We start from the raw sequence: 24,972 nt of genomic DNA, 5'->3' as shown, positions 1-24,972 counted from the left end.
GGCTTGAAGAAGAGGCTTGTTTAGTGCACCCATTTTTTGCGGATTACTTACAAAACTTATTTTTTATGGGCTTGACATATTACCAGATTGCTTTCGTGTTCTAAGTTTATTATACTGCAAATAAACTTAATTTTCAATCTATTTATTTCAAATTTTCATACTTTCTCCTCTAGTAGCATCTATTCTTGTTACAATTATTGAAATGTATAGTAACTATCATGAATGAAATGGCATATTAACACTCAAAATTCATTTGCTATGCCTCATCTCCACAAAGAATTTTCAAATTATAGTTGCTCTCTCATTCCTATTATCGCTATTATATATAGTATAATTGTCTTTTAAGGAGGAAGAACATGCAAAAAATACCCTACATTGGAAAATGGATCTCTGGTTTATATAGAATTGGACAATCTTTTTTTGATCATCATTTAGGAATCTACAGTCTAGGAAGCGGTAATGGATACTACGCTTGCCTCACTTTTCTATATCAGCAAGAAGGCGTTACTCAAGATACAATCAGCAAGCATGTAGCAATTGACAAAACAACCATTGCTCGCGCGATTATGAAATTAGAATCGCTAGGATATATTGAGAGGCATGTAGATAGACTTGATCGACGTGCCAATCAAGTCTATCTAACCGAAAAGGGTCGATCTTTTCAGCCGATTCTTGAATCCGCACTAACCAACTGGACTACTTCTCTCACACGAGGATTTACACCTGAAGAAATAGAAATGACATATATACTTCTCGAAAAAATGACTCAAAATGCACTTCTCATCAAAGAAAATTTAAATTCCCAAGAAAAATCCTTACCAAAGTAACATGCCCCTTGAACCCTTTTTATTCGTTTTATATAAGAGTGCTAAACCACCATTGATATCCCCCTCTTGACATTGGAATATGTTTGTATATTACCTCTCCAATATCCTCTACCATGTCTCTACGCAATATAATATAATTTATCAATGCTTGGCGTTCAGCATCATCTGACAGCCATTCTTCTGGAATCTCTTTAACCAGCTCATGAATCAACTCGCAACTCATTTCCTTTACCTTTTTGATGTAGGGAATAAAATGAGGGGGAGAAAGCCAATCTCTAAGCAATAATCCATAGGAATAACGGTAATATGGTTTGATAATTGTACTGATACTATTAAGGTGGGCAACATTCCATCTAGCAGTTCTAAATAAATGAGAATTATCAATTGCATATATTTTGTATCCAGCTTCGTCCTTACGCAACAAAAGATTTTTTTTATTATTTGTACGGTCAGCATTATGAAACATATAATCAAATAATAAAATTCCAGCCATTTCAGTAATATTATCAGCCTTAAACAAATTATTTTTTCCCACATATTCTGAATGATTTAGATATAGTGAGGCAAAATGCCGCCCTGCAACGATTCCCAATGCTTTTAACCTCGCACTTTGCTGTATGGTTTCTTCATCAATTTCAATACTTGAACTTACAGGGAAACATAATCCCATGATTTCACCCAACCTTGCTGCTAAAAATTCATTTGCCAATACCTTAGAACCTAGTCGATTATTTTGGAATTTAACTACATAAAAATTTCTGTCGTTAGCACGAAATAATTGGGGTGAAGTAACTCCCACTCCTACATTCCCAAAATGTTTCATAGCAAAGAGCATACCATCTACCTTCTCTCGAAATAATACTAACTAAAAAAGACCCGGTAAAACCTCTGCCGAGTCTTTCATAGTTAAATAAAAAATTTCAACAACAACAAGTTCCTGAAACGGAAGTTAAAGCTTCTAAATTTACTACAGCTGACCGAATCCTTCTATCTGAGATCGGACTACTGCTGCCAGGAACAAAGATATCTGTATTTGAGAGAATCGCTAAGCAATCGTCAATCGCAATAAGAGTTCCTTCGATGGAGAAACCACCAAGAGTTGTCAATACAACCGAATCACCAACCATGCGGCATAACACTCTAACTAAATGTCGACTTTCTGTCCGTTCTGTTGCTTCTTCTAAATCAGTTCTAGCTGATTCTAAAGATTCATCTAGGTTTGCAAAAGGATCTCTTACTATGGCTGTTCCTTTGGCAACTATGTTCCATAAATCAACGCGTGTAAAATCCACATGTAAAATTTCTCCCCCGGGAGTTAGAATTTCCACAGCATTGCACTTGGCTTCTATTGCTGGAGAAAGAATGGCAATACGGCAATCTTCTACGGCTTGTAGATTACCAAAATATGCAAAACCATCAAAACCAAACAAGACTACATCCGTATTTAATTCCCGTTCTAGTTCTCTAACGAGTGATGGATTCCGTAATTCTGTAAAAATACTCATACACTATATACCTCCTATAGGTAATACTATTTAATTTAATTCTTACTATACTGTATGAGTAAGGAACTCATAGTGTTACTGAAATCTGTTTTTAGAAAGTAATAAAAAATAGGCAGGAAATATTACCTGCCTATCCATCTAATAATGTACCTTACTATTAAACTAAAACTTCATTCATGCTGCCACTTCGATATCCAGATAAATCAACAGCGACATATGTAAAGCCAATTTGTTTAAGTCCTTGCTCAATTTGCTTTGCGATCTCTGGAACCGTAATCCTTTCAATATTTTCTGGTGACACTTCAATGCGGGCAATATCTCCATGGTGCCGTACTCGAACTTGCCCTGGACAAAATTTCTTAACTAACTCTTCGGCCTTTTCGATTTGGCTAAGTCGCTCTGCTGTAATCGAAAGTCCATAAACCACTCTTGAAGAAAGGCAGGCAGCACTTAATTTATTCCAAGTCTGCAAGTTCCATTCCTTAGATATTTCACGAATATCTTTTTTCGTTAATCCAGCTTCAACCAAAGGGCTCCTTACATGTTCCAGCTCTTCTACAGCCTTAATCCCAGGGCGATAATCGGATAAATCATCTACATTTGATCCATCCAGTACCCAATTATAATCATTTTTCTTTGCCCAATCAACTAATACTGAAAATCGTTCCTGTTTACAGTAATAGCAGCGTTGATTATTATTCTCTACAAAATCCGGGCTATTTAATTCGCTAATATTTAAAAGTATATGCTTAATACCAATTTTCTTTGCAATTTCAATTGCTTCTTTTTTCTCGCTTTCCGGCAATGTTTCAGAAAAAGCAGTTATGGCGATCGCTTTTTCACCAACAGCTCTTAGTGCTGCTGCTGCTAAAAAACTACTATCCACGCCTCCAGAAAAAGCTACCACAATGCTTCCCATTCCAGTTAACAACTCATTCAATTTCTTCATTTTTTCACTACTATTTCCCACGATGATTCTCCTTTGTACTCCAGTTTATATGTCTTTTTATTACTTATAATATACCATGACAGTTCCTTCCTGCCAATAAAATTTGGCCCCCTATATTCCGTCCCCGTCGACACCTTCCAAGGAAGGAAAATAAATATTTTGTACAAATTTAACCACAACACCATTTCTTATGGTAATAATTATTTCTTCATTTCCCTGAGGGAGTGCTTTTATTTTCCTTAGTGGTGTTACTGCTACCTCTTTTCTATCTTCAACTGCAGCAACTGCAAGGTGATTGCTCCGCGCCATTTGATTTTCCTCCTTATATATGCAAAAAAATGTTATTCAATCTCCCATTTCATTTGAAAGGGGACTTAAATAACATTTCAGTCCTCTCTCATCTTTCAGGATAAATCCTGCTGGAATTAGCACCTCTGCATTGCTGCTGGTTGCTGGGTGTCATCGGGCCAGTCCCTCGACCACTCTTGATAAGAGTTTATCGTATTAAATTATTTATAAATATATCATGAAATACTACAGTTAGCAATATATTTTTTTCTGTTCGTCAGTTCATTTATACCTGTGCTTCTTTTCTCTTTTTCATCATATCAACGTAAACGGCTGCCAAGATAACAATACCCTTAATAATTAACTGCCAAAAGGAATTAATATTCAGTAGATTCAGCCCATTGTTAAGAACACCGATGACAAGCACGCCAATTAAAGTACCGCCAATCTTACCGATTCCCCCTGTCATGCTCGTTCCACCAAGCACAACTGCTGCAATGGCATCCAGCTCAAAGCCATTTCCTACTGTAGGCTGTCCGGAGAACATACGGGCCGCTAACACAACGCCTGAAAAAGCTGCTAAAAAGCCTGAGAAGGTATATACAAATATTTCTATCTGCTTAATCTTAATACCTGTGAATCTGGCAGCTTCTTTATTTCCACCGACTGCATAGATATGCCGACCAAGTTTTGTTTTATTTAAAATAATCGCTGTAAGCAGTAAAAAGATAAAAGAATAAATAACAGGCAGAGGAATTGCCCCTAAATAGCCGGCACCAATTACGTTGAAATCTTCATTCATAACACGTATTGGCTGGCCTCCCGTATACACGTAAGCAGCACCACGAGCTATATTTAGCATAGCAAGAGTTACAATAAAAGAGGGTATACCGGTGTATGCCACCATCACACCATTGAATACACCTGCAAGAGTTCCCACTAAAATACCAGCGAATACGGCTGCCGTGATAGGAACATTGCTAAATGCGATGAGTCCGCCTGTCACAGTTCCTGATAGCGCTACGATCGATCCTACTGAAAGGTCAATACCACAAATAATAATGACAAGTGTCATTCCTAAAGCAAGGTTTGCATTCGTAGATACTTGCCTTAATATATTAAGTATATTTGATTCCGTTAAAAAGGCTGGTGATATAATAGATAAAGCCACACATAATACTGCAAAACCAATTAATATACCAAAGTTTTCTTTAATGAATTCCACGATATCAAAACCTATTTTTTTAAAGAAATTTGCTGTATTATTTGTTATAACTTTTAGCATTATGATATACCTCCTGTTGCCATATGCATAATTCTCTCTTGTGAAAATTCCTCTCGTTTCAGCATTCCCGCTATGCTGCCGTTGCGGACTACGATCACGCGATCGCTCATATTAATAATCTCAGGTAACTCCGAAGATATCATAATAATAGCTACCCCTTCTTGAGCAAGCCGATTCATTATTTCATATATTTCTGCTTTTGCATTCACATCTACTCCCCTTGTTGGCTCATCAAGGATTAATATTTGCGGTTTTGCTGCCAGCCATTTGGCAATGACCACCTTTTGCTGATTTCCCCCGCTGAGATTACTGATTAGCTGCAAAGTACTCGATGTTCTTATCCCGAGTTTCTTTACATAAGTACTTATAATTTGATTTTCGTGTGCTGTATTGACATTTATAAATTTTATAAATTGATTTAATATGCGAAGTGTCATATTGTATCCAACCTGCCCTTTCATAATAAGGCCTTCATCTTTTCTATTTTCAGGAACAAGAGCAATACCAAAATTCATTGCATCGTTAGGTGATTTTATGGTTACTTCTTTCCCTCGTATGTAGATTTCACCAGAATCAAAACGATCAAGCCCAAATATCGATTTCATAATTTCCGAACGCCCCGCACCTACTAACCCTGAAAATCCTAAGATTTCCCCTTCCCTAAGATTAAAATTAATATTGCTGAATACACCTCTTCTTGTTAGTTCTTTCACTTCCAGTGCATTTTCTCCCAGCCCATGAGATATTTTATGGTAATAGCTTGTAAGCTCACGGCCTACCATTAATGAAATAAGTTCATTTACATTCGTCTGGTTTGTCATCTTAGTACTGATGTATTGCCCATCACGCATAACTGTAATCCGATCCGTTATTCTAAACAGTTCTGACATTCTATGAGAAATATAGATAATTCCAACCCCTTGTGATTTTAGATTTTGTATGGTTGCAAAGAGAAATCTCACTTCTTTTTCTGTCAGAGATGATGTCGGCTCATCCATTACCAGTATCTTAGAATTAAATGATATTGCTCTGGCGACTTCAACCATCTGCTGCTCTGCTATATTTAACTTACACACTAACTGAGAAGCATTTATATCAAGATGAAAAAAGTCCAATAACCTCTGGGCCTTTTCCAGCATTTCCTCCTTCTTAATAAATCCAAACCTCCCCGTAGGCTCCCGCCCTGAAAAAATATTTTCTGCTACAGACATGTGAGGCACTAGCACAAGTTCCTGATGAATAATACTTACACCAGCATTTTGCGAATCTTCCACATCGTGAATTGCAATCTTCTGCCCCTCTATATAAATCTCACCATCATCGACTTTATAAATCCCTCCAAGCACTTTCATAAGTGTAGATTTACCCGCCCCATTTTCTCCCAGCACACCGTGTACTTCTCCCGCCTGTAACTCAAAATTTACATCCTTTAATGCATAAACACCAGGAAAGCGCTTATGAATATTTTTCATTTCCAAAATAACTTTGCTCACAATTTCACCTACTTTACATTAATACTCATACAACCCCCTATAATAATGTCAGAGAGTTTTATTTGGTTATACCAGATAAAACTCTCTGATCCTTTGGCATACAGCCCCCATATTACGACCGTTTGCGTCTTTGAAAATAATAATATGTTTTTATACTATTGCCAATTTTTTATGCCGAATTTATCTACATTATCTTTATTAATGAGTTCAGTTTTAACAGGTAAATTTTTCTCATATTGCTCACCTTTTAAAATTTGAATGGCAATCTTGTAAGATTCCTTACCAATGTTAATGGGAGATTGTGCACCGGTTCCCGTCATATCACCGTCTTTGATTGCTGCCTTGGATTCAGGAGCACCATCAACACCATACACCAAGATTCCTTTCTTATTTGCAGTTTTCAAAGCTGCAATTATGCCAAGTGCCGTTGGATCATTGCCGCCCATAAAAGCCTTAACATCAGGATTAGCCTGAAGTATAGCCTCAGCGATAGGCATTGAAATTTCAAGCTGACCTTTCCCATCCTGCTGCGCTACAATCTCAAACTTGCTCTTCTTATCCCCAAGACCTGTAAAAAATCCATCAATTCTATCAATAACAGATTTCATAGTAGGAGAGTCAATCACAGCTATCTTTCCACCGTTTGGCATTTGTTTTACAAGATCTTCTCCACAGACCTTACCAGCGTTAAAATTATCTGATACAACAATAGAATTTACCAATTCTTTATCAAATACTTGTGCATCAAAATTAACAACAGGAATATTGGCTTTCTTGGCAGCATCCAGTGCCGGTTTAATTCCCTTCCAATCAACAGGATTTAAGAAAATAAGGTCTACTTTTTGAGCAATCATATCTTCAACTTGGGCAATCTGTTTTTGTGTATCAAGCTGAGGATCAAGAGTGATAAGAGTACCTCCATTTTTTTCAACATCTTCTCGAATAGACTTCTCAAGAGTAATAAAGAAAGGATTATTCATTGTCATACAGGTATAGCCGAATTTATACTTTTTCACAGTATCATTTGCCTTCGACTGGTCAACTGACTTAGTACATCCTGCCAGTAAGCTCATACAAAAAAATGCGGCTAATACCATCACCATTATTTTTTTCATACTATCCCTCCATCTCTTTCTCCTAAAAATCGCTGCCAGCTGGTATTCATGAAAATGTATAAAAAAAACTCGCCACCTCCAGTCTAAGATATCAATCCAAGATCAAAACGCAAGTAAACTACAAACTTATTATAAAATGATTCAATATTAAAATCATATGCTATCTGTCATAAGGATTCAGTTATATTTGTCACTCAAAAATGACAAATATAACTGAATTATCTGTTTTTTAATATTCTTTATTTATTCTTTAAAAACTCGTTAATTTCTTTATTGAGGTCTCCCATCGACTTTCCTGCATCCTTTTCCATGCTTATAGCCTGATAAATTTCTTTATCGGCCATTGTCACTGCATCTTCATATTTTTGAAACTTAGGAGTAACAATCGATTGTTCAATAACCTCACTGAGCAGCGATTTATTAATGAATGTTTCTTCAGGACTAACCGCTGAAAACACCCTTTCACCAAATTCAGATTCTGTAATATAGCGTAAAACAGGTATCCCATAGGAGTACTTTAAAACATTCGTCTGTGTATTTTCTTTATACACTAAAAATTTCAAAAACTCCCACGCTTCTTTTTCATACTTTGTCCGAGAACTGATTCCCATGAGCAAGCTATGTAATTCTGCAACATTATTCCCTTTAGGACCTCGAGGTAAATTTATACATTCCCACTCAAATTGACCATATTTCTTTACTCGGTAAGGATATGGTTTATATGCCTTATACGTGGAAAAAAGAAAGGGTCTGAAAGCAACTTTCCCAGCATCAAAATCGTTAGATGTAACCTTAGCATTCAAATGCAAGGCATCTAATTTCATTAAGAATTCAACTGCTTCCACAACCCCAGGACTATCAAAATATGCTCCACTGCCATCAGGTTCGAAAAGCCGCTGCCCGTTAGTATAGACCGCCTCCTGCCAGGTAAAACCAAATGTTCCGAACTGATCAACCTGACCATCTCCATCCGTATCCCTAGTCACTTTTTTGCAAATCTCATAGAAATCATTCCAAGTCCAATTTCCCTTAGGGATTGGTATCCCCTCTCTAGCAAGCAGTGTTTTGTTAACAAACATTAACACAGGAGCGATTTCACTTGGGAGTGCATATTGCCGTTTCTGAAATCGACCTGATTGAATGGCATTAACGTACATTTTGCTCGAGTCAAATTGAGGATCATGATCGATAAGTCCATCCAAATCTTTTAAAATTCCAATTGACACTAATGTATTAAAATCCTTTGGCAAAATACAAAAAATATCCGGCTCCTTTCCTCTGATAATTTTTTGTGATAACCATTCTGAATAATTTCGTTTCAATGTTCCGCTTCTATAAATAACCTTGATTCCCGGATTCATCTTTTCAAATTCGGATATTGCTTCATCAAAGAACTTATTACTGTCTTGTATAGGAACATCCCAATAGCTCCCAGCGAAGATACCAAATTCAAGGACAATTGGCTGTGTCACCATGTGATAGCCTTGAAGCAGGGCTGCAATAATTAAGAGCACCAGCATAGCTAAGATTTTGTGTTTTTTACTGACATGCTTCCTCAAGAGATGTCCCATATCACTGATTTACTTCTTTCATAGTTAACCCAGACTGCACAGCATAGATTGCAATCTGGGTTCTGTCTCTTAAATTAAGCTTACTCAAAATACTGCTTATATAATTCCTTATCGTCCCTTCGCTGAATTTTAATTTTTCCGTTATTTCTTTATTGGACATCCCCATGCCCACAAGCTGTATAATTCTTAACTCATTTTTGCTTAAATCCTCGATAACTCCTTGTGTTACATTCACAATATAATCTGCATTTGCCATTTGAGAAAAAAATTTGAATACTTTTACCGCAATATTGGGATTAATGAGCGCCCCGCCACCATATACGATTTTAATAGCTTCTACCAACTCTTTTACGGAAATTCCCTTCAAAAGATAACCGCTTGCCCCGTTTTTTAAGGCATTAAATACATACTCATCATCATCGAAAGTAGTTAGGACAATAACCTTTATTTGAGGAAATGCTTCTTTAATGATCTCAATGCATCGTACCCCATCCATTTCCGGCATACGAATATCCATTAATATAACATCTGGCAACAGCTTCTTGACTAATCTAGCTACTTGTTTACCATTTTCTGCTGTACCAACAATCTGAATTCCTGCTTTATTATGCAGCATGATCTCAAGGCTTTGCCTAATAATTTCTTGGTCCTCTACAATTAGAACTTTAATCATGATGTCACCTCCATCTTATAGGCAATACAGCACACATCGTAAAACCCCCACCGCTTTGGCTAAAGAACTCTGCTTTTCCATTTAATAATCCAATCATTTCTCTAATATGTGTAAGTCCAAATCCCTCTTCAATTGCTGCGCAGCCAATTCCATCATCTATTACTTCAATTTTTATAGTACTATATGCAAACTGAAAATGGATTGCAATCGCCTTTGCTTTTCCATGCCGAACGGCATTTGTGATCCCTTCCTGAATCAATCGGTAAACTGTTTCTTCTTCTTCAATCCACAGTTCTTTTACAGTTCCTTCAATCTGCAAGTGAACCTTTGTCTGGGTACATCCTGTAATATTGTCCGCTAGCTTCTGGATGGCAGGAATAAGTGATAGCCGCTCCATAGCATCAGGCCTTAAGGCACTTACAGACCTTCTGACTTCCAACAAACCCTCTTTAGAGAGTTCGGCGATTTTGATCATTTGGCTTTTTGTTTTTTTATTATCCCAATCAATCATTTCAATGCAAGCTTCAAGTCCTGTAGCAATGCCAGTAAGAGTATGTCCGATGGTATCATGAATCTCTCTGGCAAGACGATTTCGCTCCTTGGTTTTAACCATATCCTCTGATTTTCTACTATATTCCTGCAACTGTATCGTAGAAATTTTAGATTCCTCTGCTGTTTGATAGAGAGTGTCATATAAATCTTTTAATTTTAACCTCTCATCTACCTGATTTTGAATTACAACCATCATAAAAGAAATAAAAAGAACTTCATTTAAAGAAAATAAAACATTACGAATACCAAAGATATAAAGACGCTGGGTAAAAGTATAGTGCTGTATATAATCATTTATTGAAAACAGATTGAATTTTATAGAAAATATATCGTAATCAAACAATATATACGCCAGTATGGATACAACCAGAAATATATATTTTTTCTTATTTCCTTCTATATAAATTACAATATTGGCAATAGCAAGCAGCATCACTCCCTTATAGCTCATATTCAGATAATACATAATAGCAATACAAAGTATGATGTCCATGATAGAAAATAAATAGAGTACCGGTCTTATATATTCCCCAAATCTTTCGCGTATACCAACACCTAGAATCAGCAGCGTGAGAAGTGAAAGAGAAAAAACAGGAACCTTCCAGGGAGTGGTCGGAATGAACTTTATGTTTTCCAAAAAATCTCTTGCCATAGAATGATCACAGATAAGCTCCGTAGTCTCATAAATAATCACAGACATAAATAAAATCACGATAAAATTTAAAAAAACCATCATTGTTCTAATCACATATACATTTCTATGATTCATATTCTTATCCCCTATCCAACACCTGACTAGAATGCGATTGAGAAGATAAATACTCAAATAAATATAGAATGACAAATGTAACTTACTACTTATGACAGAATACAGCTGTTTTCTCTCCAGCCAACTTCTATAATACATATTGTAAGAGCCTCATCTAGGAGGGCCAAAAATAAGTATGTAACCGTATAAGGTTGGCAAGAAACAACTTGAAAACGAGGAGGATATAGGCATGTCTTTAACAACCTTACAGCCCCTTCTAAAAGATGCCAAAGCAAAAAGTTATGCCGTTGGTGCTTTTAATGTAGTAAATCTCGAAACGATAAGAGGTGTCGTTCAAGCAGCTGAATCTTTAAACTCTCCTGTCATATTGCAATTGGCGGAGGTACACATTCCTTTCGCTCCAATTGAATACATGGCTCCTATAATGCTTCAGGCCGCCGTTAGAGCTACGGTACCCGTATGCGTACATTTTGATCATGGCACAAGCTTTGAAAGCATAGCATTAGCAATCAAAAGTGGATTCACCTCCGTCATGTTTGATGGAGCAAGTCTTGTACTAGAAGAGAATATAAAACTGACAAAAGAAGTCGTCAAACTGGGAAAATCCTTTGGCGTGACGATCGAAGCTGAATTAGGGCAAGTCGGTGGAGCTGAGGCTGGCAATAAAGATATAGAAGCTCATCTCACCAATATAGAGGATGTGAAAATTTTTACCAGTAAAACCTTAGTTGATGCGCTGGCCGTATCCATCGGTAATCTTCACGGCCAATATCTAGAAGAACCTCAACTACAATTTGAGACACTTGCGCAATTAAAAAAATGCACAGATACTCCTCTTGTACTCCATGGCGGCTCTGGCATTACCCCTGCTGATTTTAAGAAATGCATACAATCGGGTATACATAAAATAAATATCGGCACTGCTCTTCAGCTCTCATCTAGCAAAAAAATTAAAGTCTTTTGCGATATGCACCAATCTCCTCCCTATCATTCAATCATGAATTTGGCAATAGAAGGCACATATGAAACCGTAAGAGAACACCTGAAAACCTTTATGAGTAATGATAAAGCCTAGTCAGCCACATTCAATCGCGGAGGTGAACTTATGAGTAAGATTGTCTGTTTGGGAATACTGGTTGCCGATCTCATTGCTAAACCTGTAAACCAATTTCCAGCAAAGGGTAAACTCACAAATGTAGATGCAATGGAGCTTCACACTGGAGGATGTGCAACAAATTCAGCAATAGATTTAGCAAAACTTGGTGAAGATGTAGGGGTTATCGGTCTTATCGGTAGTGATCACCTAGGCTCTTTTATTCTCAATCGGCTAAAAGCAGAAAATGTGGATATTACGGGTGTAAAACAGACAGTCCAGAGCGGCACCTCTACCTCAATGGTCTTTTCTGATCCAGATGGCGAAAGAAGCTTCCTTTATTATCCCGGGACAAATGGAATCTTCGCAGAAGGAGATATTGATTTTTCGGTAATTGAAAGGTGTGAAATTTTATTTATTGCAGGCTCTTTATTAATGCCAACATTAGACGGCGAGCCAACCGCCAGATTATTAAAAAGAACACAGCAGCTTGGCAAATATACAATACTAGATACAGCATGGGATCCAACAGGAAAATGGATGTCAGCTATCAGTCCTTGTCTTCCATACCTTAACTTATTCATACCAAGCATCGAAGAAGCGCAAATGCTGAGCGGCAAAGACAATGTGGAAGATATGGCAAAAGTCTTTTTAACTGCTGGCGCTCAAAATGTCGTCATTAAGTGTGGCTCTAAGGGATGTTATGTGGAAAACAGCACAGAAAAACATTACCAGCCAGCATATAAAGTCAATGCGATTGACGCCAATGGTGCTGGAGATTCATTTGTTGCAGGTTTTATAGCAGGGCTCGCCAACAAGTGGGAATTAAAGCGCTGTGCTAAATTCGCCAATGCAGTTGGCGCCCATTGCGTAACCGCACTAGGAGCATCTAGCGGCATTAAGAGTAAAGAAGAAATCATTTTATTTATAGAAAATAGGAGTACGTATCATGATCAGTAAATCCGAGTATGAATCCATTGCTCAAAGAGCCCTTATGTACTATGAAAAAATCGGTATTGCCATAACAAATGAAGAAAAAAATCGCATTGAGATCGCTGATTTTGGATTAAATGATATTTATAGTACAGGATTACAATTGATAACCTATGTGAATACTGACAGAGTTTGCGCTAAGGAAATGATACTTCTGCCTTACCAAACTTGTCCTGAACATAAGCATCCTACAAGAAAAGAAATACCTGGAAAAGAAGAAACATTCAGATGCAGATTTGGTACAGTATATCTATATGTTGAAGGAGAAAAAATAGAACGTCCTCACTGCAACCCACCTTGTGGTTCAGAAGAATACTATACCGTTTGGAAGGAAATTATTCTAACTCCTGGAGAACAATATACAATCTATCCCGACACCCTACACTGGTTTCAGGCCGGCAGGTTAGGTGCTGTCATTTCAGAATTTTCCACTCGTTCTACAGATGAAGCTGATGTTTTTACAGATAATAGAATTATACGATAGTTCTTTCATATAAAAAAAGTAGGCAGGAAATATTCCCTGCCTACTTTTTTATCGCCCGGAATGCAATATCTTTTCGATAATGTATTCCCTTAAATTTTATAGATTCAATTGCCTTATAGACTTTGTCCACTGCTTGCTTAATGGTAGTGTTTGTAGCTGTTACGCCAAGTACACGTCCACCGTTGGTTAGCACTTGTTCTTCGCGGTTAGCCGTGCCAGCATGAAATACATAGGCACCTTGTTCTTCAGCTTTGTCGATACCAGTAATAATATCTCCCTTAGCATATTTTTCAGGATATCCTCCCGCTGCTAGCACTACACATACAGCAGCCTCATCCTTCCAATGAACAGAAGTACCTGCCAGCGTACCATTTATGCAAGCTTCCATAATCGTTACTAAATCGCTGTCTAGCAAAGGAAGTACGACTTGGGTTTCAGGATCACCAAAACGAGCATTAAATTCTATGACCTTAGGTCCGTCTGCCGTTATAATCAATCCTAAATACAAACACCCACAATAAGAGCATCCTTCACTTTCCATAGCGGCAATTGTAGGCTGCAAAATTTCTTTCATAACCTGTTCGCTTATCGCAGGAGTAATAACCGGGGCTGGCGCGTAAGCTCCCATTCCTCCCGTATTCGGTCCCTGATCATGATCAAAAACTCTCTTGTGGTCTTGCGCTGCTACCATAGGAATGATCGTCTTTCCATCAGTAAATGCTAATATAGAAGCTTCTTCACCCGCTAAGAATTCCTCGATGACCACCTGACTACCTGCCTGGCCAAAGGCTCCATCACACAACATCATATCAACGGCTGCTAGCGCTTCATCAATGGTCATTGCCACCACAACGCCTTTGCCAGCTGCTAATCCATCAGCCTTTACGACTACAGGTGCTCCCTGAGAGTTTATGTATGCCTTTGCCATATCAGCTTGAGTAAATACGGCAAATTTAGCGGTAGGAATATCATACTTCTCCATTAAATTCTTAGCAAAAGTTTTTGAACTTTCGATCTGAGCAGCGGCTTGAGTAGGTCCAAAACAAGCAAGACCATTATCCCGAAAAACATCGACAATACCATTCGATAAAGGAATTTCAGGACCAACCACAGTAAGTGCGACCTCCTCTTTTTTAGCAAATGCCACAAGTGCAGCATTATCTAAAATATCAAGTTCAACACACTCAGCAATTTTTGCAATTCCTGGATTACCAGGAACACAGAATATTTTTTGTACATCTCTATTTTCTTTTAATTTAGATACTAATGCATGCTCACGTCCGCCGCTACCAATGACCAATAGCTTCATCGCTAATCTCCCTTCCAATGGGCTGTTCGGCACGCCCGACAAATTTATCTAACACTTAATGTTTAAAATGTCTAGTTCCTGTAAATACCATCGCAATTCCATGTTCATCAGCAGCTTCAATCGATTCTTGATCACGCACAGAACCACCAGGCTGAATAATCACTTTGATTCCTGCTTTTGCTGCAGTATCCACTGTATCACGGAAAGGTAAAAACGCATCAGAAGCCATTACTGCACCGAAAGCTTTAGTACCAGCTTGTTCTAAGGCAATAGCAGCAGCTCCTACACGATTCATTTGTCCTGCGCCAACACCCAATGTCTGATTTTCATTAGCAATCACAATGGCATTGGACTTCACGTGCTTTACTACTTTCCAAGCAAGGAGCAGCTGTTCCCACTCTTGTGGGCTTGGCTGATTTTTCGTAACAACTTTCATATCGTCACAACTTTCAATCACAGTGTCTTTATCCTGCACTAACATGCCACCTGAAACTGTTTTAATATCCACTTGTTTACTGCCCGCTTGCAGTTTTTCAGCCACAAGAAGACGAAGGTTCTGCTTTTTTGTTAACAAATCTAATGCATCTTTTGTATAGCCTGGAGCAATAACTGCTTCTGCAAACAATTTACTGATCTGTACAGCTGTTGCCACATCTACATCTCGATTTAAACCAATAATTCCACCAAAAGCAGATACAGGATCAGCCTGATAGGCCTTTGCATAGGCTTCTGCCAAATCAATACCTACACCCGTGCCACATGGATTAGTATGTTTTATAATCGTAGCGGCCGGTTTCTCAAATTCTGCGACGATATTGTAAGCAGCTTCTACATCCACAATATTGTTAAAGGACAATTCCTTACCATGTAATTGCTGAGCATTTGCAACACCTACAGCAGCAACATGTTTCTCCCGATAAAAGGCTGCCTGTTGCTGAGGATTTTCCCCGTAACGTAACGGCTGCACTTTTTCATAAATTACATGCACGGTATCTGGAAAATCGCCCTCTCCAAGTTGCCCTGCCAAGTAGGTTGCAATGCAAGCATCATATTCAGCAGTATGATGAAAAGCCTCTTTTGCCAATGCCATGCGATAGTCAGGCAGAATATCATTTTCTTGCGCCAACTGCTTTAAAATATCACCATAACGTGCTGGATTTACTACTACTGTTACATATTGAAAGTTCTTAGATGCTGCACGAATCATAGCCGGTCCGCCAATATCAATATTTTCTACAGCATCCTCCAGCAGCACATTCGGACGCTCTATCGTCTGGCGAAAAGGATATAAATTGACAACTACCATATCGATAGCTGAAATATGATGTTTCTCCATGGCTTCTACATGAGCCTTATTATCACGAACGGCTAAGATTCCGCCATGAATATAAGGGTTTAATGTTTTTACGCGACCATCCATAATTTCTGGAAATCCCGTAATATCACTCACATATTTAACGGGAATTCCTGCTTCCTGCAATGTTTTCATCGTACCACCAGTAGAGATAATTTCCACACCATACTGATGTAATTGCTGGGCAAATTCAACAATACCTGTTTTATCTGAAACGCTAATAAGGGCACGCTTGATGTTCATTTTTATTCCTCACTTGTAGCTATATAATTTTTACATTGCGACCTTCAATACAAAGGCGCTGTTCACAATACAGACGTATTGCTTGAGGGTATAATTCATGCTCTACTGCCAATATGCGTTCACTTAAGGTCTCTACCGTATCACCAGCAAGTATGGATACAGCCTGCTGCATGATAATAGGTCCGGTATCCATACCTTCATCGACAAAATGTATGGTGCAGCCAGAAACTTTTGCCCCATAGGCAATCGCTTGTTCGTGAGCATCCAACCCAGGAAAAGCAGGCAACAATGATGGATGAATATTCATAATACTGCCTGAGAAAAGATTAACGAAATCTGCACTTAAAATACGCATGAATCCTGCCAATATCACTAAATTTACATGATATAAAGTAAGCTGCTGAGCCATAGCCGCTTCAAACTCTTGTTTTGAATGAAAATTCTTACGTTCAATACATATTGCCGGAATTCCTTTAGCTGCTGCATGATCCAGCACTTTGGCATTTGCCTTATCACTAATTACTAGACCAACTTTAGCATGCAGGAGTCCAGCATCAATGCTATTACAAATAGCCTGCATATTGCTTCCTCGCCCAGAAGCCAATATACCTAGTATGGTTTTATTCACCAAAGATGCCACCTTTCAGTACCGTTTCCTTGGCTCCTTGTGTCACTTGACCAATGACAAAAGATGCTTCGCCTCTTGCAGAAAGATCATCTTGAATTTGCTTGACGTCAGATGGAGAAACAACCAATATCATACCAATCCCCATATTGAAGGTACGATACATTTCCGTCCAAGCTACGTTCCCCCACTGCTGCAATAGAGCAAATACAGGTGGCTTAGGCCAGCTTTCTATATTTACCATCGCACCGCAGCCTTCCGGCAATACACGAGGAATATTTTCGTAAAAACCGCCACCGGTGATATGCACCATACCTTTTATTGCAAATTTTTCAATTAAAGGCAAACAAGCCTTAGGGTATAATTTAGTAGGAATTAATAATTCTTCTCCTAAAGTCTTTTCTAATTCAGGAACCATTTGGTTGATATCCATTTGCTTTACATCAAAACAGATCTTTCGCACTAACGAATAGCCATTGGAATGCAAACCGCTGGAAGGTAAGCCAATCAGCACGTCTCCAGGCTGTATGGTTTGTCCCGTAATTAATTTGGAGCGTTCTGCAACACCTACGGCAAAACCGCCAATATCATATTCTCCATTTTTATAAAAGCTTGCCATTTCTGCCGTTTCGCCGCCAATCAACGAACATCCCGATTCCAGGCAGGCCCCAGCGATACCGCTGACAATAGCCGCTACTTGTTCTGGCGACAATTTGCCCACTGCCAAATAATCCAAGAAAAATAAGGGTTCAGCCCCTTGCACCAAAATATCATTTACACACATTGCCACTGCATCCTGACCAATCGTGTCATGCTTGTCAGCCATAAAGGCAATACACAATTTCGTACCAACACCATCCGTACCAGAAACCAATACCGGCTGACGATATTTAGCAACATCAAGGGCAAATAAACCGCCAAAGCCACCGATATCCCCCAAAACTTCTGGCCGATAAGTAGAACGAACATGTTTTTTCATTAAATCTACAGCTTTATTACCAGCATCAATGTCAACACCAGCATCACGATATGTTAATTGGCTCATAAAGGGCCCTCCTGTTCAAAAACAAACTTATTACCACCACAATGCTGCTCACAAGGTGTACTGCCTGGATATTCTGAATTAAAACAGGCATAGCACATTTTTTTATCTTGCACTGTTTTAAGAGATGTAGCCAACCCTTCTATCGTAAGATAATGCAGCGAATCAGCACCAATAAAGTCTCGTATTTCTTCTATACTCTTTGTCGCAGCAATGAGCTCTTTACGTACTGACGTATCAATTCCATAGTAACAAGGATAGATAATTGGAGGTGAACTGACACACATATGAACGGCAGTAGCTCCAGCTTCACGAATCATCCGGACAATTTTACCACTGGTTGTGCCGCGTACAATGGAATCATCCACCATAATAACCGATTTACCTTTTACGATAGACTTAATCGCATTGAGTTTAATTTTTACGCTTCGATCTCTGTCCTTTTGATCAGGCTGAATAAAAGTACGACCAATATAGCGATTCTTGATTAAGCCTTCTGCAAAAGGGACTCCTGATTCGTAACTAAACCCCAATGCAGCAGTTGTCCCAGAGTCGGGTACAGAGATAACAATATCTGCTTTAAGACCACTTTGGCGCGCTAATGTTCGCCCCATTTCAAATCGGGCTTGATACACACTTTGTCCATCAATAATGCTGTCTGGACGAGCAAAGTAAATGTATTCGAATACGCATAGTGCTTGATTACCTTGATCACCAAAACGTTCTGCAGTTATTCCTGTATGATCAATAATAACCATTTCACCAGGCTCTACATCTCTTACAAATTCTGCATCAACCGTATCCAAAGCACAGGATTCAGAAGAAAGGACAAAGCCATCCTTCACTTTGCCAATGCATAGTGGACGAAGACCATGAGGATCACGCACGCCAATTAGTTTTTCCTCTGTCATAATCACTAGACAGTATGCACCTTCAATTTGAGATAAACTCTCTACAATTTTCTCTTCTAGTGTAGCTTTACGAGATCTGGCTATCAAATTTACAATGACTTCACTATCAATGGTCGTTTGAAAAATACTGCCTTGTTCTTCCATTTTCTCACGCAGTACTCGTGCATTGGTCAGATTCCCATTATGAGCTAAACTAATGTGCCCACCTGAATACTTGACTTTTAAAGGTTGTGTATTCATGAGAGAACTAGAGCCAGTTGTTGAGTAGCGAACATGTCCAATACCAATATGCTGATCCGGTAAATCTGGGAGCTGGTGACGAAATACTTCACTTACCAGCCCCATTCCTCTAGATACATCCATCCAAGAGCCATTTGTTACTGCAATACCTGCGCTTTCTTGCCCGCGGTGCTGCAATGCATATAATCCCCAATACGTATTTAGTGCGACATTATTCTCCCTAGAGTATATGCCAAAGACTCCGCATTCTTCCTCCATTTTATCAACTTCCACGAGCTGATTGATCATACTTTTTCACCCGTTAAACGGAACAATATTTCTTTATAAGCATCTTCCACATTGCCAAGATCACGGCGGAAACGATCTTTATCAAGTTTTTCACCTGTTTCACTGTCCCAAAAACGACAAGTATCTGGTGAAATCTCATCGCCTAATAAAACTTGGCCATGGTGGACACCGAATTCTAATTTAAAGTCAATCAGCTCGACTTTCTTTTCCCGTAAATAATTGGTCAAAATTTCATTAATTTTAAAAGCGTATTCTTCTAAAATTTTCACTTGCTCTTCCGTAGCCAATTCTAATATTTTAATGTGATGCTGGTTAATTAACGGATCACCTAAGTCATCATTTTTATAATACATTTCGACGATTGGTGCAGGAAGTTTTCTGCCTTCTTCCCAGCCGATACGTTTTGCCAAACTGCCTGCTGCAATATTGCGTACTACTACTTCTACAGGGAGAATTTTTAAAGACTTAACAAGCTGCTCCCGCTCACTTACCCTTTTGATAAAGTGATGTGGAATACCATTTTTGCCTAATAAATCAAAGAAAAAGGTTGTAATTTTATTGTTCAGTACTCCTTTACTATCAATCGTACCCTTTTTTAAGCCATTAAAAGCTGTCGCATCATCTTTATAATATACTAATAATTCATCAGCCACGTCTGTGCTGTAGATTCTCTTTGCTTTGCCTTCGTATAATGGTTGCTTTTCCATAATTAACACTCTCCTAATATTTTATCCTAATATTTTAGCAGAAAGCCTCGCTGCTTTTTCTTCTACTTCATCAGCCATTGTTTTACGATTTTCCGCTAATTTTTCAGCTAACGCTACATGTTTTCCAGCCATAATTTGCACCGCAAATATAGCTGCATTTTTAGCTCCATTCACTGCCATTGTAGCTACTGGAATACCAGCAGGCATTTGTACAATACTAAGCAGTGCATCAAGCCCATTTAAGCAGGTACTATTAACAGGTACCCCAATCACCGGCAAAGTAGTATATGCTGCTATCACTCCCGGCAAATGAGCTGCTGCTCCAGCAGCGGCAATAATTACCTCTACGCCTCTTTCCCGGGCTCCAGCTGCAAATGCATGAACCTTGTCAGGTGTGCGATGCGCTGAAGCTACAACGACTTCCGTGGCTACACCAAAATTATTTAACACGTCAACTGCTGGCTGCACAATGGACCAATCAGAATCACTTCCCATAATAATAGCTACTTTCATTTAAAGCTCCTCCTTTTTTTGATCCTTATTAGAATTTATATCATCCCTACATACTTTCATATGATTAGAGAATGGAATATACGTTTCTTGAACTTAATGGTAAACCCAGATACTTTTCTATTTTAGTATCTGGGTTTACTACTTTATCTACGCAAGAAAGAATAAGCGTATAACAACCAATACAGCTAATATATATACAATCCAATGAACTTCCCGACCGCGACCTGTAATTAATTTTAATAGTGGATATAACACCAAACCAAAAGAAATACCGTTGGCAATGCTATAGGTAAAGGGCATCATAATAATGGTCATGAACGCTGGCATAGCTTCTGTAAAATCGCCAAAATCAATATGTTTTACACTTTCCATCATTAATGATCCAACAATAATAAGAGCCGGTGCTGTAGCAGCATCAGGGATTAGACCAACAACAGGAGTAAAGAATAATGCCAAAAGAAACATACCACCACAGACGACAGCAGTCAAACCAGTCCGACCACCTGCCCCTACGCCAGCAGCACTTTCCACAAAGGCCGTAATAGTACTTGTCCCTAAAGCAGCACCAAGGCTTACGCCAGTAGCATCTACCAGCATAGCTTTACCGATACCAGGAATTTTACCATCTTTTTTCATTAGGCCAGCTTTACTGGTAGTACCTACCAAAGTGCCCATGGTATCAAATAATTCAACAAAAGTAAATGTGAAGATAATCGTTGTTAACCCCATACTAATAGCACCAGGAATATCAAGAGCCAAAAAAGCATTATTACTAAAGTCAGGAATTGCTACAGGAACAAATCCTGCCGGAACATTGACAACTCCCATTACGATACCAACAAGAGTACTAATGAGAATGCCGAATAACATAGCTCCTTTTACCTTGCGAGCCATTAAAATACTAATAAATATAAGACCAAAAACAGCTAATAAGACATGATGGTCAGCTAATTTCCCCAGTTCTATAATCGTCTCAAAAGATAAGGGTGACCCATTCCCCTTAGCAGCGACAATTTTTTCTAAAGTAGGCGGAATTAAGGATAAACGAATATTCATAATACCGGAAAGTTTTAAGCCAATAATCGTGATAAAAAGTCCAATCCCTACGGTAATCGCATGTTTTAAGGAGTTAGGCATACCTTCGATTAAGAGTTGACGCACTTGGGTTAGAGTTAAAATTAAGAAAATAATACCTGAAATAAATACGGCTCCCAAAGCCACTTGCCAAGAAATTCCCATACCAATAACCACTGTAAAAGCATAAAAGGCGTTGAGCCCCATACCAGGTGCTAAAGCAATAGGGTAATTGACAAAGATCCCCATCATCATCGTAACAGCAGCGGATCCAATCGCAGTTGCAAGCAATACTGCATTTTTATCCATTCCAGCAGATCCTAAAATGCTAGGATTGACAAACAATATGTATGCCATTGTCATAAACGTAGTAATACCAGCCATTACCTCCGTTTGTACATTTGTGTTACGCTCACTTAACTTAAATAATCGTTCTAACATATATGACTCTCCTTCAATCCCTTTTTATATTAATCAATGTTACATGAAAAGTCTCATCATTCTCGTTTATTCTTCTTATATAGTACTAGTATCACCTCCAACGCAAAAAAATAACCCGGACAGGGAGAATCGCTTCAGGTCATGAGCGAAACCTCCCCGCCCGGGTTTTTATCCCATCGGTGTAACACTGTCATAGTGCCTGTACCACTTGGTCACAGACCATAATAAAACAGAGATTCTCTGTTTTATTTCTGCGGAACCCTAGGTACACTTTCACTCGTAGTCAGACAATTTACGGTTATCTGGTAGAAACGCTTGAGCCTTATTCTCAAAAATATACGAGTTATATTCTGTTTACTGTCTTATTTTATAGCATATCAAAACACCTGTCAATAAACTATGAACATTTTTATTTTTTTATTCTATATTGTTCGGTTTTTAATCAACCCCTCACCTATACATTCTTATTTTTTCCCTAAAAATTTACCTATAACGACAACAATTAAGCCACTAATCCCAGAAATGAGATTATTCAACCAGAAAAAAGGCCCTAGTAAGAGAACGATATGATAATCTGATAATATCATTTGAGCGGCTGTCCACCCTAAAAAAAATGAACCGAAGCTAATGATAATCGGCCATTTTCGCATTAGCAAACAGACAAATTTGCTTCCCCAGATAATAATAGGTATGCTAATGGCGATCCCGAGGACTAATAAGCCTATATTGTCCTTTGCTACACCAATAACAGCGATTACATTATCAAGGCTCATAACAAAATCAGCAGTGATAATAGTCTTAATTACTCCGCTCACGCTTTTTTTCCCGACCAAGCGCTGCTCACAGCCTTTTTGCTCTGCCATTAGCTTAATAGCAATCCAAAATAGCAAGATACCTGCTATCATTTGCAAATAAGGTATTTTCAGTAAGGAAATAGCAGCGAAGGTTAAAGCAACTCTAAGAAGAATGGCACCAATGCAACCATACAACATAGCTTTTTTCTGCTGATGAAGAGGTAAATTCCGGCTGGCAAGCGCGATGACCAGGGCGTTATCTCCGCTGAGCAAAAGGTTAATGAGTATAATACTAAATAATTGCAGTCCATATTCCATCTCGCCTTCCACCTTCTTATGTAAATTTTTTAAATATCAACAGACAAGTTTTCTTTACATTGTCCCCCGAATATAATGTAAGAAATTCCTTTTGAAAAATAATCTCGTAAAAAAGAAAAACTCTTGACTAAAAAGACGCTAAGAAACCTCTTTCTGTATTAGTATTCCCTGTTTATTTATTCCCATGTAGATTCTAAAGGCTTTCGACTATACTAGATCTGAGCACATACTACGTGTTGCACTGTATTGGAATTTATATTTTAGTACTGCAAAGGAGATTTAACATGCAATCTTATGACGTTATTATCATTGGTGCAGGACCTGCCGGTCTAACCTCAGCTTTATATAGTGCCCGCAGCAAATTAAATACGCTATATTTAGAAACATTAGGAGCAGGTGGCCAAGTAGCTGCCACTGATGAAATAGAAAATTACCCAGGATTTGCTCGTGGTATTAGTGGTTTTGATTTATCCTTGCAGATGGAAGAGCAAGCATTACGCTTTGGTGCAAAGCCATTACTGACGAAAGTAATAGGGTTAGAGCTTGCAGGTCCATATCGTATTGTTAAGACCACTAAAGGCGATTTCATTAGCAAGATCGTTATTATTGCTTCAGGCGCCACCCCAAAACCTTTAAATTGTCCAGGCGAATTTACCTATCGCACTCGTGGCGTATCCTATTGCGCGACTTGTGATGGTCCCTTCTATGAGGCTTCTAATATTATCGTCGTAGGTGGGGGAAATTCTGCTGTCGAAGAAGCCTGCTACCTTACTAAATTTGCTAACAAAGTCAGCCTAGTACACCGAAGAGATGCGCTGCGCGCTACGAAAATCATCCAAGACAGAGCACTGACAAATCCTAAATTAGAATTCATTTGGAATACTGTAATTCATGAAATCAGGGGAGACGATATCGTACAAAATGTCATCCTTAAAAATTTGCTAACAGAAGAGCTTACTGAAGTACCAGTAAACGGTATATTTATTTATGTCGGCAATGAACCAAATACCTCTTTCGTTAAAAGCCTAATAGAACTTACAGAAGAAGGATATATCCAAACAGACGAGTTTATGCGTACCAATATACCAGGAATTTACGCAGTGGGTGATGTAAGGCAAAAACTGCTTCGCCAAGTCGTTACTGCGGTCAGCGACGGTGCCATTGCTGCCTACCATGGAGAAAAATATATTGAAGAACATTTTTAAATATAAACTTAAGCAATCTGGTAATATGTCAAGCCCATAAAAAATAAGTTTTGTAAGTAATCCGCAAAAAATGGGTGCACTAAACAAGCCTCTTCTTCAAGCCGAAGAAAAAGTAAATAAATGGGATCTATTAACTTTGGCTTACTCTACTTGGAGAGTAAAGCTGATGGTTGGCCAGCAATCCAAAAATCAGCCGGATGAATTTACGAGCAGTAAGTGCGAGTGCGCGTTTGTGCTGATGAGTTTTAACTTCATCATACTTCTTCTGGTAAAAAGCTGCATATTCAGATAAATGATTCTTTACATGGCTA

General features: G+C 38.5%; 24 protein-coding genes, 1 pseudogene and 2 riboswitches. Of the genes and pseudogenes, 5 read left to right on the top strand and 20 right to left on the bottom strand.

Going from position 1 to position 24,972, the window contains the following annotated elements; genetic code table 11:
• Window positions 1–356: 356 nt before the first annotated feature.
• The gene (locus tag BMZ99_RS23020) at window positions 357–827 is read left to right on the top strand and encodes a MarR family winged helix-turn-helix transcriptional regulator (RefSeq protein WP_090943464.1); all 471 of its coding nucleotides are present in this window, start codon (window positions 357–359) and stop codon (window positions 825–827) included.
• A gap of 28 nt (window positions 828–855) precedes the next feature.
• Here the strand turns inward: BMZ99_RS23020 and BMZ99_RS23015 are convergent, their stop codons facing one another.
• The 10 genes from BMZ99_RS23015 to BMZ99_RS22970 form a co-directional block, all read right to left on the bottom strand.
• Window positions 856–1,650: a HipA family kinase gene (locus BMZ99_RS23015; RefSeq protein WP_245755125.1), complete on the bottom strand. Its 795-nt coding sequence runs from the start codon at window positions 1,648–1,650 to the stop codon at window positions 856–858.
• A 97-nt stretch (window positions 1,651–1,747) separates the two neighbouring features.
• On the bottom strand, window positions 1,748–2,332 hold the full coding sequence (locus BMZ99_RS23010) for a hypothetical protein (protein ID WP_090943459.1): 585 nt from the start codon (window positions 2,330–2,332) through the stop codon (window positions 1,748–1,750).
• 157 nt (window positions 2,333–2,489) lie between these two features.
• Window positions 2,490–3,302 (bottom strand): ATP-dependent sacrificial sulfur transferase LarE, encoded by an 813-nt coding sequence (gene larE / locus BMZ99_RS23005; protein ID WP_090943457.1) that lies wholly within the window; start codon window positions 3,300–3,302, stop codon window positions 2,490–2,492.
• A gap of 90 nt (window positions 3,303–3,392) precedes the next feature.
• Complete coding sequence (locus BMZ99_RS23000; protein WP_090943453.1) at window positions 3,393–3,590, bottom strand: hypothetical protein; 198 nt, start codon at window positions 3,588–3,590, stop codon at window positions 3,393–3,395.
• 85 nt (window positions 3,591–3,675) lie between these two features.
• Window positions 3,676–3,776, bottom strand: a riboswitch (SAM riboswitch).
• A 79-nt stretch (window positions 3,777–3,855) separates the two neighbouring features.
• Window positions 3,856–4,854 (bottom strand): ABC transporter permease, encoded by a 999-nt coding sequence (locus BMZ99_RS22995; RefSeq protein ID WP_090943449.1) that lies wholly within the window; start codon window positions 4,852–4,854, stop codon window positions 3,856–3,858.
• On the bottom strand, window positions 4,854–6,347 hold the full coding sequence (locus BMZ99_RS22990; RefSeq protein ID WP_090943446.1) for a sugar ABC transporter ATP-binding protein: 1,494 nt from the start codon (window positions 6,345–6,347) through the stop codon (window positions 4,854–4,856). The genes BMZ99_RS22995 and BMZ99_RS22990 overlap by 1 nt, the downstream gene beginning before the upstream one ends.
• A 155-nt stretch (window positions 6,348–6,502) precedes the next feature.
• Complete coding sequence (locus BMZ99_RS22985; protein ID WP_090943443.1) at window positions 6,503–7,462, bottom strand: sugar ABC transporter substrate-binding protein; 960 nt, start codon at window positions 7,460–7,462, stop codon at window positions 6,503–6,505.
• 239 nt (window positions 7,463–7,701) lie between these two features.
• Window positions 7,702–8,982, bottom strand: a complete 1,281-nt coding sequence (locus BMZ99_RS22980) for an ABC transporter substrate-binding protein (RefSeq protein ID WP_090943466.1) — start codon at window positions 8,980–8,982, stop codon at window positions 7,702–7,704.
• Window positions 8,983–9,034: 52 nt separating this feature from the next.
• Window positions 9,035–9,706, bottom strand: a complete 672-nt coding sequence (locus BMZ99_RS22975) for a response regulator transcription factor (RefSeq protein ID WP_090943440.1) — start codon at window positions 9,704–9,706, stop codon at window positions 9,035–9,037.
• A 4-nt stretch (window positions 9,707–9,710) separates the two neighbouring features.
• Window positions 9,711–11,027: a sensor histidine kinase gene (locus BMZ99_RS22970; RefSeq protein WP_175490672.1), complete on the bottom strand. Its 1,317-nt coding sequence runs from the start codon at window positions 11,025–11,027 to the stop codon at window positions 9,711–9,713.
• Between the two features lie 229 nt (window positions 11,028–11,256).
• On the opposite strand from BMZ99_RS22970, the gene BMZ99_RS22965 reads away from it, so the two are divergent.
• The 3 genes from BMZ99_RS22965 to BMZ99_RS22955 are packed head-to-tail and all read left to right on the top strand — an operon-like array spanning window position 11,257 to window position 13,597.
• On the top strand, window positions 11,257–12,102 hold the full coding sequence (locus BMZ99_RS22965; protein WP_090943433.1) for a class II fructose-bisphosphate aldolase: 846 nt from the start codon (window positions 11,257–11,259) through the stop codon (window positions 12,100–12,102).
• A 30-nt stretch (window positions 12,103–12,132) separates the two neighbouring features.
• The gene (locus BMZ99_RS22960; RefSeq protein WP_090943430.1) at window positions 12,133–13,080 is read left to right on the top strand and encodes a carbohydrate kinase family protein; all 948 of its coding nucleotides are present in this window, start codon (window positions 12,133–12,135) and stop codon (window positions 13,078–13,080) included.
• Window positions 13,070–13,597 (top strand): D-lyxose/D-mannose family sugar isomerase, encoded by a 528-nt coding sequence (locus BMZ99_RS22955; protein ID WP_090943428.1) that lies wholly within the window; start codon window positions 13,070–13,072, stop codon window positions 13,595–13,597. Before BMZ99_RS22960 ends, BMZ99_RS22955 begins: the two co-directional genes overlap by 11 nt.
• Window positions 13,598–13,637: 40 nt before the next feature.
• Here the strand turns inward: BMZ99_RS22955 and purD are convergent, their stop codons facing one another.
• The 9 genes from purD to BMZ99_RS22910 all read right to left on the bottom strand — a co-directional run bounded on the left by purD (window position 13,638) and on the right by BMZ99_RS22910 (window position 23,456).
• The gene (purD, locus tag BMZ99_RS22950) at window positions 13,638–14,906 is read right to left on the bottom strand and encodes a phosphoribosylamine--glycine ligase (RefSeq protein WP_090943425.1); all 1,269 of its coding nucleotides are present in this window, start codon (window positions 14,904–14,906) and stop codon (window positions 13,638–13,640) included.
• 55 nt (window positions 14,907–14,961) lie between these two features.
• Window positions 14,962–16,503, bottom strand: coding sequence for a bifunctional phosphoribosylaminoimidazolecarboxamide formyltransferase/IMP cyclohydrolase (gene purH, locus BMZ99_RS22945; RefSeq protein WP_090943422.1), 1,542 nt, complete (start codon window positions 16,501–16,503; stop codon window positions 14,962–14,964).
• Between the two features lie 19 nt (window positions 16,504–16,522).
• Window positions 16,523–17,131 carry a phosphoribosylglycinamide formyltransferase gene (purN, locus tag BMZ99_RS22940; RefSeq protein WP_090943419.1) on the bottom strand — a complete coding sequence of 203 codons (609 nt, stop codon included), beginning with the start codon at window positions 17,129–17,131 and terminating at the stop codon, window positions 16,523–16,525.
• Complete coding sequence (purM, locus tag BMZ99_RS22935) at window positions 17,124–18,173, bottom strand: phosphoribosylformylglycinamidine cyclo-ligase (protein ID WP_090943416.1); 1,050 nt, start codon at window positions 18,171–18,173, stop codon at window positions 17,124–17,126. Before purM ends, purN begins: the two co-directional genes overlap by 8 nt.
• Window positions 18,170–19,609, bottom strand: a complete 1,440-nt coding sequence (gene purF / locus BMZ99_RS22930; protein ID WP_090943413.1) for an amidophosphoribosyltransferase — start codon at window positions 19,607–19,609, stop codon at window positions 18,170–18,172. Before purF ends, purM begins: the two co-directional genes overlap by 4 nt.
• Window positions 19,606–20,316, bottom strand: coding sequence for a phosphoribosylaminoimidazolesuccinocarboxamide synthase (gene purC, locus BMZ99_RS22925; RefSeq protein ID WP_090943410.1), 711 nt, complete (start codon window positions 20,314–20,316; stop codon window positions 19,606–19,608). Before purC ends, purF begins: the two co-directional genes overlap by 4 nt.
• A 21-nt stretch (window positions 20,317–20,337) precedes the next feature.
• Window positions 20,338–20,829 (bottom strand): 5-(carboxyamino)imidazole ribonucleotide mutase, encoded by a 492-nt coding sequence (gene purE, locus BMZ99_RS22920; protein ID WP_090943407.1) that lies wholly within the window; start codon window positions 20,827–20,829, stop codon window positions 20,338–20,340.
• A 147-nt stretch (window positions 20,830–20,976) separates the two neighbouring features.
• Window positions 20,977–22,344: an NCS2 family permease gene (locus BMZ99_RS22915; RefSeq protein ID WP_090943404.1), complete on the bottom strand. Its 1,368-nt coding sequence runs from the start codon at window positions 22,342–22,344 to the stop codon at window positions 20,977–20,979.
• A 260-nt stretch (window positions 22,345–22,604) separates the two neighbouring features.
• Window positions 22,605–22,706: riboswitch (purine riboswitch) on the bottom strand.
• A gap of 102 nt (window positions 22,707–22,808) precedes the next feature.
• The gene (locus BMZ99_RS22910) at window positions 22,809–23,456 is read right to left on the bottom strand and encodes a TerC family protein (RefSeq protein WP_090943401.1); all 648 of its coding nucleotides are present in this window, start codon (window positions 23,454–23,456) and stop codon (window positions 22,809–22,811) included.
• A gap of 284 nt (window positions 23,457–23,740) precedes the next feature.
• On the opposite strand from BMZ99_RS22910, the gene trxB reads away from it, so the two are divergent.
• A complete protein-coding gene (gene trxB / locus BMZ99_RS22905) occupies window positions 23,741–24,661 on the top strand; it encodes a thioredoxin-disulfide reductase (protein ID WP_090943398.1) in 921 nt (306 codons plus the stop codon).
• 130 nt (window positions 24,662–24,791) lie between these two features.
• Here the strand turns inward: trxB and BMZ99_RS26815 are convergent.
• Window positions 24,792–24,972, bottom strand: a pseudogene (locus BMZ99_RS26815) (IS110 family transposase); the annotation flags it as partial.

The organism is Pelosinus propionicus DSM 13327, assembly GCF_900114615.1.
GTDB classification, from domain to species: Bacteria; Bacillota; Negativicutes; order DSM-13327; family DSM-13327; genus Pelosinus; species Pelosinus propionicus.
Note: the sequence above shows the minus strand (reverse complement) of the source record. Positions and strands in the feature narration are given on the sequence as shown.

What these genes read in the sequence shown, in the direction of transcription:
- BMZ99_RS23020 (WP_090943464.1), top strand. Translation starts at nt 357, where the DNA reads ATGCAAAAAATACCCTACATTGGAAAATGGATCTCTGGTTTATATAGA.
- BMZ99_RS23015 (WP_245755125.1), bottom strand. Translation starts at nt 1,650, where the DNA reads ATGAAACATTTTGGGAATGTAGGAGTGGGAGTTACTTCACCCCAATTA.
- BMZ99_RS23010 (WP_090943459.1), bottom strand. Translation starts at nt 2,332, where the DNA reads ATGAGTATTTTTACAGAATTACGGAATCCATCACTCGTTAGAGAACTA.
- BMZ99_RS23000 (WP_090943453.1), bottom strand. Translation starts at nt 3,590, where the DNA reads ATGGCGCGGAGCAATCACCTTGCAGTTGCTGCAGTTGAAGATAGAAAA.
- BMZ99_RS22995 (WP_090943449.1), bottom strand. Translation starts at nt 4,854, where the DNA reads ATGCTAAAAGTTATAACAAATAATACAGCAAATTTCTTTAAAAAAATA.
- BMZ99_RS22985 (WP_090943443.1), bottom strand. Translation starts at nt 7,462, where the DNA reads ATGAAAAAAATAATGGTGATGGTATTAGCCGCATTTTTTTGTATGAGC.
- BMZ99_RS22980 (WP_090943466.1), bottom strand. Translation starts at nt 8,982, where the DNA reads ATGCTGGTGCTCTTAATTATTGCAGCCCTGCTTCAAGGCTATCACATG.
- BMZ99_RS22975 (WP_090943440.1), bottom strand. Translation starts at nt 9,706, where the DNA reads ATGATTAAAGTTCTAATTGTAGAGGACCAAGAAATTATTAGGCAAAGC.
- BMZ99_RS22970 (WP_175490672.1), bottom strand. Translation starts at nt 11,027, where the DNA reads ATGAATCATAGAAATGTATATGTGATTAGAACAATGATGGTTTTTTTA.
- BMZ99_RS22965 (WP_090943433.1), top strand. Translation starts at nt 11,257, where the DNA reads ATGTCTTTAACAACCTTACAGCCCCTTCTAAAAGATGCCAAAGCAAAA.
- BMZ99_RS22960 (WP_090943430.1), top strand. Translation starts at nt 12,133, where the DNA reads ATGAGTAAGATTGTCTGTTTGGGAATACTGGTTGCCGATCTCATTGCT.
- BMZ99_RS22955 (WP_090943428.1), top strand. Translation starts at nt 13,070, where the DNA reads ATGATCAGTAAATCCGAGTATGAATCCATTGCTCAAAGAGCCCTTATG.
- purD (WP_090943425.1), bottom strand. Translation starts at nt 14,906, where the DNA reads ATGAAGCTATTGGTCATTGGTAGCGGCGGACGTGAGCATGCATTAGTA.
- purH (WP_090943422.1), bottom strand. Translation starts at nt 16,503, where the DNA reads ATGAACATCAAGCGTGCCCTTATTAGCGTTTCAGATAAAACAGGTATT.
- purM (WP_090943416.1), bottom strand. Translation starts at nt 18,173, where the DNA reads ATGAGCCAATTAACATATCGTGATGCTGGTGTTGACATTGATGCTGGT.
- purF (WP_090943413.1), bottom strand. Translation starts at nt 19,609, where the DNA reads ATGATCAATCAGCTCGTGGAAGTTGATAAAATGGAGGAAGAATGCGGA.
- purC (WP_090943410.1), bottom strand. Translation starts at nt 20,316, where the DNA reads ATGGAAAAGCAACCATTATACGAAGGCAAAGCAAAGAGAATCTACAGC.
- purE (WP_090943407.1), bottom strand. Translation starts at nt 20,829, where the DNA reads ATGAAAGTAGCTATTATTATGGGAAGTGATTCTGATTGGTCCATTGTG.
- BMZ99_RS22915 (WP_090943404.1), bottom strand. Translation starts at nt 22,344, where the DNA reads ATGTTAGAACGATTATTTAAGTTAAGTGAGCGTAACACAAATGTACAA.
- BMZ99_RS22910 (WP_090943401.1), bottom strand. Translation starts at nt 23,456, where the DNA reads ATGGAATATGGACTGCAATTATTTAGTATTATACTCATTAACCTTTTG.
- trxB (WP_090943398.1), top strand. Translation starts at nt 23,741, where the DNA reads ATGCAATCTTATGACGTTATTATCATTGGTGCAGGACCTGCCGGTCTA.